Raw genomic sequence first — 10,679 nt, forward strand, 5'->3', positions numbered from 1 at the left:
ATGGTGTAAGGGTTTGATTTGTCAGGGTCGGGAGGGGCGGCTGGAGCGGAGGCCTGCGTCCCGGCTTGCCGGGACGCGTTTAGGCCGGAGCGGAAGCCGTCCCTCCCGATCGCGCGAGGTGCGGAGCATAGTAAGAGCGGAACTACACGCGGCTGGCAGGCTTGGCGGGGCACGTTCTTTTGCTTTCCTTGAGCCGGTAGCTCTCGCCATTCATCTGGTGCTTCCGCCAACAACTGTTGGTGATATGCCTCTATCTTATTGAAATATAATAAATTACAAGCAATTTTACGCGCAATAGCACTATTGTGCGGTGAAAGTGAATATAACGACTATAAAATCATTGGGTTACGTCGACTCTAACAACAGTCAATAGCGGAAGCACCCATTTTTTCTCTTTCTGGCGGACTTGCGCATTTGTACCCGCATGGAGTCTCTTATTCTGGGTAGTCCCGGACTGTCGGTTCCGCTCGTAAAGCAACATTCAATTCAGATAAGATTAGTGCCCACTAGCAACTGGATGGTGTATATTCTTAGCATTCGGCATGACGTGGTTCATTCTTGATGGGCCATTTGTCTATTGCCGAATCGGCAACATCAAGACTGCATACGTATCATTTCATAGGAGACCTCGCGATGAAGTTTTCGTCAAGTCTAAAAGCAAAATTGATCCTCGGCTTCGTTTTGGCCGGAGCAGCAATTCTAGCCACCGCGTCAGGGGAGCAAACAGCGACTCCCGTCAGGACTCCCGCCCAGACTGACCCAGCCGTGCCGCCTCGGCAGCAAGTAACCGTCACGCTGGCGCAAGCACCCGCCGCCGCTCCGACAGCGCGTCCCCAAGCAGCGGCAACCCGCGTGGTGCGTCCCACCGCCGCGCAAAAGGCTGCCACGGCGGCGCGCAAATACATTCGACAGATTCGCGATGAGTTTCCGCAGTACAGCGCCGTGGCCGTGGATATGGAGCGCGGCGAAGTGGTGATGGCCGACGAAAATCTATTCCAGATGCTGGTCTATGATCGCACCACCAACACCCCGAAGAACGCTTCCATGTCCGAACCCAAGCGCCGCATCGCCGGCCCCAAGACCTTCCTCGAGTTGCAGTGCGCCATCTACATTGATCCCGTCAACGGTGATATCTACTCGCTGAACAATGACACGGAGCGCCACATGACCGTGTGGGGGCGCGATCAGAAGGGCGACACCGAGCCGAAATGGAAGCTGCACACGCCGATGGGCTCGTTCGGCCTGGCCGTGGATGAAGCGGCTAATGAGTTGATCATTACCGGGCAGACTGAAAATGTGGTGGCCGGCTTCCCCAAGACCGCCCGCGAAGAGGATCCTCCGGCCTGGGTAATCTGGGGTGATAAGACTCTGCTGGCAGATCCGCACGGCGTCGCGCTGGACACCAAGAAGAACGTGATGTTCGTGGCCAACTTCGGCTCCACCGCCACGCCGCGCGAGCTGAAGCCCGGCGAGGATTATCTCCGCGTGGCCACCGGCCGCGGCAATTTCGTTCACGGCTCGGGGCGATTCCTGCCAGTCTCCATCACCGTTTATGACAAGACGGCGCGCGGCGACACGGCGCCGATTCGCGTCATCACCGGCCCGCGCACGCAATTGAATTGGCCCACCGGCCTGTACGTGGACTCCGCGCGCGAAGAGCTTTATGTCGCCAATGACGGCGGCAACTCCATCCTGGTGTTCCATACCGACGCCAACGGAAACGCGGCGCCGATTCGTGTGCTGAAAGGACCGAAGACGCAGTTGTATTACCCCAGCAGCGTGTTCATTGACACCAAGCACGACGAAATGTGGGTGGCCAACTTCGGCAATCACCGCGCGACGGTGTATCCGCGCACCGCCACCGGCGACATGGCGCCCATTCGCGTGATCCGCAGCGCGCCGGAAGACATGCCCGCGCCGACCCTGGCCAATGTGCGCATCGGGTATGACACCAAGCGCGAGCATATCCTCGCGGCCAACTGAGTGGCTCATCCGCAGATTGCGATATTCGCCAGGCTGGCGAGTGGAAATGCCAAAACGGTTCGCAGAATTGAGGGCCAGGGCACCATGCTGGGCCGCACCCAACACTCCATCTTCTACGACGCGTTCCATGACGAGGTGGTGATCCCGCAGCCCTTCGCGGGCGCCATCCTAACCTTCCCCGGCGGAGCCAACGGCGAGACGCCGCCGCTGCGCATCATCCAAGGCCCCAAGGCGGGACTGGCGCTCAACGATGTGATGACTGTCGATCCGGTCAACAACGAGTACTTCGTCCCGCGCGGACAGGGCGGCGGCATGATCCACGTCTTCGACCGCATGGCGGTGGGCGACGTGGCCCCGCTGCGCATCATCGGCGGGCCCAAGGCGGGCCTGGGCGGCATCCCCTCGGTGGACTACGAGCACAATTTGCTGATCGTGGAAGGCCGCGACGGGATGTACATTTACAATCGCACCGATTCCGGCGACATCGAGCCGCTGCGCAAGATCACCGGCGGACCCAAGAGCGGCGCAAAGTCTCTCGCCGGCCCTATGTGGATTCCCGGCACGCGCAACTTCATGGCCACCGCCCGTAAGTTCAGTGCGCGGGAGAAGTCGCCTGACGAGCCGCTGAACTGGCAGAAGTCCGAAGACGCGCAGGCCTTCATCGGAGTCTGGTCGGTGGATGACGACGGCGATGTCGAGCCGCGCTACACCACCGGTTACAACCACTTCAAAGAGATTCGCAATCTGGCCCTGGACCCCAAGAACAAAACGGTGATGGCCGCCGACAAAACCCAAAATGACGTCACCACCTGGGACTTCAAGGAAGCGTGGCAGACCTTCGCGCCGGAAAAGGCGGAGCGTTACACCGAGCCGCAGCGCCGCAATCTTGCCAGCCCGCGTCCCGCCGATCCCATTTAAGCAAGCCGCCAGCCGATTCGAATGCGGAAAGGACCGCGGAGAAACACCTCCGCGGTCCTTTCCGCATTCGGCTCATTTTTCCCTTATCATGACAACACTTTCTTCATCGCGGCGTGCAAATTTAGCGCTGATCCTGCTCTTCGTGTGCAGCGGCTGCTCGGCGCTGATCTATGAGCTGGTGTGGTTCCAGTTGTTGGAACTTTTCATCGGCGCGTCGACGGTCTCACTCGGCATCCTGCTGGGAATGTTCATGGGCGGGATGTGCCTGGGCAGCCTCGCCACACCCCGGCTGGTTTCGCGGCGCCATCATCCGCTTCGCGTGTACGCGCTGATGGAACTGGGCATAGGCCTGCTGGGATTGCTCCTGTTGTTCGCCATGCCGACCGTCTCCAACATGTATACAGCGTGGGCGGGACCGACCGCATTAGGTCTCCTATTCCGCGGAGTGGTGGCGGGTGTGTGCCTGCTGCCGCCCGCTTCCTTGATGGGCGCGACGCTGCCGGTAATCTCTCGCTGGATGGAGACCACGCCGCGCGGGGTCTCATGGCTGGGATTCTTCTATGGCGGCAACATCGCCGGCGCGGTAATGGGGAGCCTCGTGGCCGGCTTCTACCTGCTGCGTTTCCACGATGTGGCGACGGCAACGTATGTTGCGTTGGCCATCAACCTCGCGGTAGCGCTGCTCAGCATCGCCATGGCGAAGGCACTCCCCTACGCTCAGGCGGACGCGCAGGCCAACGTGTTGCCGAGTGCATTAGATGATTCGCCCGCGCAGGGAGCGTGGACCGTCTACGTGACCATTGCCCTTTCGGGCGTGACCGCTCTGGCCTCTGAAGTGATCTGGACGCGACTGCTGTCGCACATCTTTGGAGCCACGGTCTACGCCTTCTCGCTCATCCTGGCCGTGTTCCTTCTGGGCCTGGGACTCGGCGCGAGTGTGGGTTCCGCGCGAGCGGGGAAATTAGCCCACCCGCGCCTGGCGCTGGGTTGGTGTCAATTATTGCTATGCGCCGCAATGGCCTGGACCGCCTATCAATTGGCCGTCTCGCTACCCTACTGGCCGATCGACTCAGCTTTGTCCGCCGACCCGTGGCGCCAGATGCGCTTCGATCTGCTGCGCGCGCTGTGGGCGGTACTGCCTCCGGCAATCTTTTGGGGAGCGAGTTTTCCACTGGCGCTGGCTTCATTGGCAGGCATCACTTCACGCCAGCAGGACCCGGGCCGCTGGGTGGGACGGCTCTACGGAGCCAATACCGTCGGCGCGATCATGGGTTCACTCGCGACTAGTTTATTACTGGTGGCGTGGATGGGCACGCAGCGCTCCCAGCAAATGCTCATCGCGGTTTCGGCGATCTCAGGGCTGCTGATGCTGACCCCACTGGCGGGAGCAGGAGACACTCCATCCAGAAAATATTCCGCCGTCGCCATCCTGCTGGCCATCGTGGGAAGCGCATTGCTGATCGCGAGCGTGCCGGAAACTCCGCGCGACCTGATCGCCTACGGCCGCCGTGTAAACGCGCCCAGCAACTCCGAAATCATCTATGCCGCTGAGGGACTCGCTGCATCGGTGGCGGTCTCCCGGACGGTTTCACCCGACACCGGCGAGGAAGTATTGAACTACCACAGCGCCGGAAAAATTCAAGCATCAAGCGAATGGCAGGACATGCGTCTACAGCGGATATTGGGGCATCTGACGACGCTGCTGCCGGAGAATGCCCGCAGCTTTCTGGTCATTGGCTGCGGCGCGGGGATCACGGCGGGCGCGGTCAGCATTGAACCGCAACTCGTGCGCGAGACCATCGTGGAGATCGAACCGCTGGTTCCCAAAGTGGTCTCACAATATTTCAGCCAGCACAACTTCAACGTGATTGAGCAACCGAAGGTCCACGTGCGGATTGATGACGGCCGGCACTTTCTGCTGACCACCAAAGAGACCTTCGACGGCATCACCTCCGATCCGTTTGACCCCTGGGTAAAGGGCACGGCCGCGCTCTACACCAAAGAATTTTTCGAGCAGGCGCGGCGGCGGCTCAATCCCGGCGGAGTACTCACCCAGTTTGTGCAGTTATACGAAACCAACGAGGAGACGGTGAAGAGCCAGATCGCAACTTTTTTTGAAGTGTTTCCGAATGGGATTGTGTTCGCCAATACCTTGCAGGGCCGTGGCTATGACGTGGTGCTGTTGGGCCAGGCCGAGTCGAGCACGCCTGGCGCCATCAACGTGGATCGCATCGAAGCGCGTCTGGACACTCCGGAATATGCGCGCGTGGCAAAATCACTGGAGGAGATCGGATTTTATTCCGCCGCGGACCTGCTCTCCACCTATATCGGCAACGCCGGCGATCTGCGACCGTGGTTAAGCGATGCCGTCATCAACCGCGACAGTAATCTGCGCATGCAATATCTGGCGGGCATGGGATTGAACCTGCAACAGGAAAGTGCCATTTACAACCACATGACCGCCTTTGGCCCGCGCTTCGATCCCCAGGTCTTCCGCGGCTCTGACTCGCTCATCGAATATCTGCGGCGGGCAATCGAGTCCGGCTCCTCGCGGTGATGCCTTTAACAGAGCCACGCGCGCGGCCTACTCCTCTTTGTCTTCCTTTTTGTCCTCCTTGGCGGACGGCGCGGAGCGGTACCGCAGATACAACGGGGGCATCAGGAAAAGATTCAATAGTGTGGATGTGAACAGGCCGCCCAGGATTACCACGGCCATCGGATGCTCAATTTCATGTCCGGGCTTGTTGCCGCCCAGCGCGATGGGAAGCAATGCCAGAGCGGTTGCCAGCGCGGTCATCAGGATCGGCGACAGGCGCTCCTCGGCACCCTGGATGACCAGCTCTTTGCCGAATGGTTTGCCTTCCTCCTGCTCCAGGTATCGCCAGTGGCTGACCATCATGATCCCGTTGCGCGCGGGGATTCCCAGCACAGTTACAAATCCAACCAACGACCCCAGCGACAACACTCCGCCGGTCAGGAATGCCGCGGCCACGCCGCCGACGAGCGCGAATGGCTCCCGGCGTAATGCCCAGGCGCTGCGCAACCTCGGGGCGAATGCGAATCGCCACTTGTGGCACCAGCACTTGCGGCTCGACCTTAAAGTCCACAATGCCGGGAATTTCGCCCACCACCTTGCCCACCTCCGCCGCCTTCGCGCGCAGGACATCGAGGCTCGGCCCATAGATGCGCACCACGGTCGACTGATAGTCGACGCCGGGGTCCAGACTGATCCACAACTCCGCGAACTCGGGTCCCACCACTTTGTCGGCGACCTCGGCGCGGCCAATGTGCGAGCCGAAATTGCGCACGCCGGGTATGGCGCGCAGCTCCTTGCTCACCTCCACGGTGACTCGCTTCATGGCTTCGAGTGAGGTGCCCGGCTTGCCCACCCAGTGCATCAAGAAATCGTATTCCTGAAAGTTGGGGAGAAACTCTTCGCCGAAGAACGGAACCGCGATCAGGGTGATTCCAAATACAATCGGCAGAAGGATGGCCGCCCGCTTGGGTTTGTTCAACGCGAGAGGCAATAGCGCGCGATAGCGTGTTTTCAGGAAGCGAGTCACGGGCGCTTCCCGCGCTTCGCTCTCCGCGACCTTGGGCAGCAGCAGGAGGCCCAGCGCCGGCATCAGCGTCAGCGCCACTACCACAAACCGCAAGTTCAGCGAGACCGAGAGTAACCACTTCATGGAATGTCCTGTGTACCTTGTGTGCTGTAGTTAGTGACCTGCGCCGAATTAAGTTACGAACAGTTCAGTGGCTCCGGCTATTACTACCTTGCTATTCGCTGTCGGGCCGTCAGTGAGTACCGCTTCCAGCCAGGCTACATGACTCACTGTAACTCGGTGTCTTTGGTAGACACCAGAATCGGAAGACACATAGGCCCATGAAACAGCATGATCGTCAGTAAGTACGGCGGCGTGAGGAACCACGAGTGACTCCTGCGCATTTCCAGAGAAAGAGTGACTCCAACCTTCTCGCCCGGTATCAGCCGTCCACCAAAGTTTGCAACTTCATAGTAGAGATCCACGCTGGCCGTGGCCGCATCCGCCGTGGGAGGCGCCTGCACAGGCGTTCCCCGCAACGACCCCGTCTCTGTTTGCCCGGTCAGCCCGTGAATGGACGCCGACGCGCCGCGATTCAGCAAGGGCCGGTCGCTGACCGAGACAGGCACGCGAACCCAGAGCGTATTGAGGCTGATGACTTCGAACAGCGCGGCTGCGGTGGGCACCACCTGCCCCGGAACCACATAGACCTTCTGCAGAATGCCGTCGCGCGGAGCGGTAACCGCCAAACTGTAATCGGCGTCCATGGGAGCCTGCTGCAAGCGCTTCAGCCGTTCCTGAACCGCCAACAGGTTGGCCTTGGTAACGGCCAGCTCTTCCTGCGCTTCTTCATGCGCACGGGCGCTTCCAGCACGGTCCTGGAGCAACTGTCGCGTCCTCTGCTCGCGCGCCACCGCCTTCCGCTCGACTGTTCCCAGACTGATCGCCAAGCGCTGCTCGGCCTGCGGCGTCAAAGTAACAGTGGCGGTATCGCCGGCCTGTGCCGGCGGCGCAACTTTGGCGGGAGGAGGAGCGCCGGCGGTCTCCGCTCCCGCGGGTGACTGACTGCATCCCGCCAAGCCCATCAGCAAACTCACAGCGGCAATGAGCAGATACTTATGGTTGTATGTCTGGTTGTACGTCAATGTTCGCTCCTACGCTGCGGTCCAGACTAACCAATGCCAGCCGCAGTGACAATTTGGCATCCAACTCACTCCAGCGGTCCGCCAGGCGCTGCCGCGTGGATTCGAAAAAGAAGAGATAGGAGACTTCACCGGCATGGTAAGTCTGCTCGGTTAAGCCTACTGACTCAGTTAATGAAGGGAGAATAGTCCTCCGCCATGAGTCGAGTGACTAACTAGCCTGTATTACTCTGGCGTATGACTCAGTGACTTCCAGCTCGATGCGATGCTTCAAAGCCAGTTGATCTTTGGTTGCCTTTTCCACGGCGGCATCGGCTCGCTGGAGCAATCCCTGATTGCGATCGAAGATTGGAATGCTGCCCTGCAACCCGGGACCCGCCTCAAAACCCTCCGTACCCTTAGCGTTGGCATCCACGACGACGGTGGCATTCAGGTAGCTCCAGCGATCCAGACCCGCGCGCTCCCGAGCGGCTTCCAAACCTAGTTCAATCGCTCGCAGGTCGGGCCGCGATGCCAAGGCCTGTGCGACCACCGCGTTCACTTCGGGCAGCGCGGGCACGTCCCGCTCGACGGGAGCAATCTCAAATCCAGATGCGACTCCCAATGTAACTCCTGATGACTCGGGGCCAAGTCCCAGCAGGGAGCGTAGCCACTCTTTGGCGATGGCTGATTCCTTTTTAGAACGCCCGGCTTGTTCTTGCGCGACATCCCGCTCGGTGTGCGCGGCGAGAGATTCCAACTCACTCAAGTCGCCGGCACGCAAGCGGAGCAACACCAGCTCCGCAATCTGCCCACGCAACTGCGATGACTCTTCCGCCAGCAGCGCGCGCCGCTCCGCCATCACCGCTTCCCAGTAAGCGATGCGCGTGTCGCGCACCAGATCCAGGCCGTTCGAGATCAAGCTCTCGGCGGTTCGCTCCAGATCCAGGCGGGCCGCCGCAATGCGCCGGGACGCTGCCAAATCGCCTCGATGGCCCAGTTCGCGGACAGCTCCAACTGCTTGGGGCCGACGGGAAATAGCAGGCTCATAACCGGATTTCGCAGCAACCCGGACTGCACCAGTTCCGCCCGGCTCAGTCCCAGTTGGGCCATGTCAGCCTGGAACGCGGGATTATTCCGCAGCGCGATCCCGACCGCCTCTTCCTCTGTCAGGCCATCGGCCAAGGAGAGGCCCGCCGGGGTCTGCGGCCCTGGTTCGATTGTCTCCGGACTTAATTCGTGCCCGGTGCGTAGTTGAATTTCCTGATCCACATGCGCGCGGTAGGATGGAGCGCGCAGCGTACACCCAGCGAGGAACAGCGCGAGAATCACGGCAGTGGCAATGGAGAACATTCGGCTATTGTACGCATTTCAGCCTATTCCCATTTCCGAAATAGATGACCACGTGAGGAGGGGCCACTGCCGCCGGCTGGAGTGCCGCGACAGTAACTCACTTGATCGACTCACTCATAACTTACAAACTCACAGTGACAAGCTCCAGCTTGTATTTGCTCGTCCGGCTGGCGCCGGTGGCGGCAACGACCCAGCCGCTAGTTGCCTCGGCACTTTCCGGTCGTCGCGTGGGCCTCGAAGTCTTCGGGGAATAGTTTGATGGCGCTGGTGATGGGTGGGCCGGGCATGTTGATGAGGCTGCAGAAACCCTTTCCTTTATTGAACGCCAGTACGGTGGGCACCTGAGCGAGGCCGGTCACGGGCAACTGCCCCTGGCGCAGGCGATCGAGCGTCATGAAGAGCATGTTGGTCTCCATCTGGCAGGCGGGGCACTGGCCGCAGCATTCTTTCTTGAAGAACGCCGCGATCTCGTGCGCGGCGCACATGATGCAGGCCGATTCGCCGTAGCCGCGCATCACGCCGCAGCCAATGGACGACCCCGCCGCGCGGATCGCTTCGGGACTCAAGATACGATTGGGGTCAGGCAATAGAAACGCGCTCGACGGCCCGCCGGGCAGGAACGCGCGTAGCGTCTCGCCGCTCTTCAGTCCGCCGCCGAGGGTGTTCAGCAACTCGCCCTCAGTGGCGCCGAAGGGCAGCTCGTAGACGCCGGGATTGTTCCATTCGTCATTCAGCGTGAACAGCATCGTCCCGGAGTTTTCCTGTGTGCCTATGGCGCGAAACCAATCGCCGCCGTGCAGCATGATGGGCGGGAGGTTGGCGAAGGTCTCAACATTATTCACGATGGTGGGCTTGCCGTAGAGGCCCTCAGTTACCGGATAGGGCGGCTTCTGGCGCGGCTTGGGCGCGCGGCCCTCGATCGACTCCAGCACGGCAGTGTCTTCTCCAGCGACGTAAGGATTCGGAGCCGACTTAACATCCACGGAAACCGAGAAGCCTGAGCCCAGCACGTTCTGTCCAATGTAGCCGAGGGAGCGCGCCTCATGAATGGCCGTCTCCACGCGCCGATGCGCCGACTCGTACGATTCGTTGATGTAGAAGATCACCCGTTCCGCGTTGATGGCATAGGCCGCAAGCAGCGTCCCCTCCAGCACGGCCTGCGGCGAGTAGGTCAGCAACGTGCGATCCTTGTGCGACCCCGGCTCATCCTCGCCGCCATTCACCACGACATACTTTTCGTCGCCCGGAGCTGCCGCGCACAGCGCCAGCTTCTGATGCACCGGAAAGCCTGCGCCGCCACGCCCGCGCAGACGCGATTTCTCCAGCTCCTCGATCACCGCCGCGGGCCGGCCCGCCGCCAGCACTTTTTGGTATGCCTCAAACCCGCCGCGCCGCGCATAGTCGGCCAGCGACTCCTTGAGTTGCGGCCCGCCGCCGGGAAAGAGAACCGAACGAACATGTGTCATGATCTGTAGCTCCCGTGATCTTTGGTCCCCATGATTCTGATTGAATTCCAGATGCGTCGGAGCGCTCCGACGGACTATTTGCCTTCGGACAAGTTCCACCTAAAAAGTATCGCCCGATCCGACCCGTCAAGCAAGCGGCACCGCCGCTGACCTGCCCGGCGATTTCGATACCAGCCGAAGTGAGAGAGAATCTCATGAAGGAGGTATTTGAATATGCCGATGCAGAGGTACAAACCAGAGCAGATCGTAACGGTGTTGCGGCAGGTTGAAGTGGCGGTGGCCAGCGGGAAGACAAC

At 60.7% G+C, this 10,679-nt stretch carries 7 protein-coding genes and 1 pseudogene; 3 read left to right on the forward strand and 5 right to left on the reverse strand.

The features are described from left to right. The first annotated feature begins 633 nt into the window (after positions 1 to 633). The 3 genes from EXQ56_14170 (at position 634) to EXQ56_14180 (ending at position 5,458) form a co-directional block, all read left to right on the forward strand. Positions 634 to 1,983, forward strand: a complete 1,350-nt coding sequence (locus EXQ56_14170; GenBank protein ID MSO21569.1) for a hypothetical protein — start codon at positions 634 to 636, stop codon at positions 1,981 to 1,983. Further along, positions 1,984 to 2,901 (forward strand): hypothetical protein, encoded by a 918-nt coding sequence (locus tag EXQ56_14175; protein MSO21570.1) that lies wholly within the window; start codon positions 1,984 to 1,986, stop codon positions 2,899 to 2,901. A gap of 88 nt (positions 2,902 to 2,989) precedes the next feature. Beyond that, the gene (locus EXQ56_14180; protein ID MSO21571.1) at positions 2,990 to 5,458 is read left to right on the forward strand and encodes an SAM-dependent methyltransferase; all 2,469 of its coding nucleotides are present in this window, start codon (positions 2,990 to 2,992) and stop codon (positions 5,456 to 5,458) included. A gap of 27 nt (positions 5,459 to 5,485) precedes the next feature. On the opposite strand, the pseudogene EXQ56_14185 reads toward EXQ56_14180, so the two are convergent. The 5 genes and pseudogenes from EXQ56_14185 to EXQ56_14205 form a co-directional block, all read right to left on the reverse strand. Further along, a pseudogene (locus tag EXQ56_14185) lies at positions 5,486 to 6,587 on the reverse strand (efflux RND transporter permease subunit). Between the two features lie 143 nt (positions 6,588 to 6,730). Continuing rightward, a complete protein-coding gene (locus tag EXQ56_14190) occupies positions 6,731 to 7,588 on the reverse strand; it encodes an HlyD family secretion protein (protein ID MSO21572.1) in 858 nt (285 codons plus the stop codon). A 208-nt stretch (positions 7,589 to 7,796) separates the two neighbouring features. Next, the gene (locus tag EXQ56_14195; protein ID MSO21573.1) at positions 7,797 to 8,486 is read right to left on the reverse strand and encodes a TolC family protein; all 690 of its coding nucleotides are present in this window, start codon (positions 8,484 to 8,486) and stop codon (positions 7,797 to 7,799) included. Beyond that, positions 8,483 to 8,917 carry a hypothetical protein gene (locus EXQ56_14200; protein MSO21574.1) on the reverse strand — a complete coding sequence of 145 codons (435 nt, stop codon included), beginning with the start codon at positions 8,915 to 8,917 and terminating at the stop codon, positions 8,483 to 8,485. The genes EXQ56_14195 and EXQ56_14200 overlap by 4 nt, the downstream gene beginning before the upstream one ends. Positions 8,918 to 9,114: 197 nt before the next feature. Next, positions 9,115 to 10,383, reverse strand: a complete 1,269-nt coding sequence (locus EXQ56_14205) for a hypothetical protein (protein ID MSO21575.1) — start codon at positions 10,381 to 10,383, stop codon at positions 9,115 to 9,117. Between the last annotated feature and the right edge of the window lie 296 nt (positions 10,384 to 10,679).

Source organism: Acidobacteriota bacterium (genome assembly GCA_009691245.1).
In the GTDB taxonomy this organism is placed as follows: Bacteria; Acidobacteriota; Terriglobia; order 2-12-FULL-54-10; family 2-12-FULL-54-10; genus SHUM01.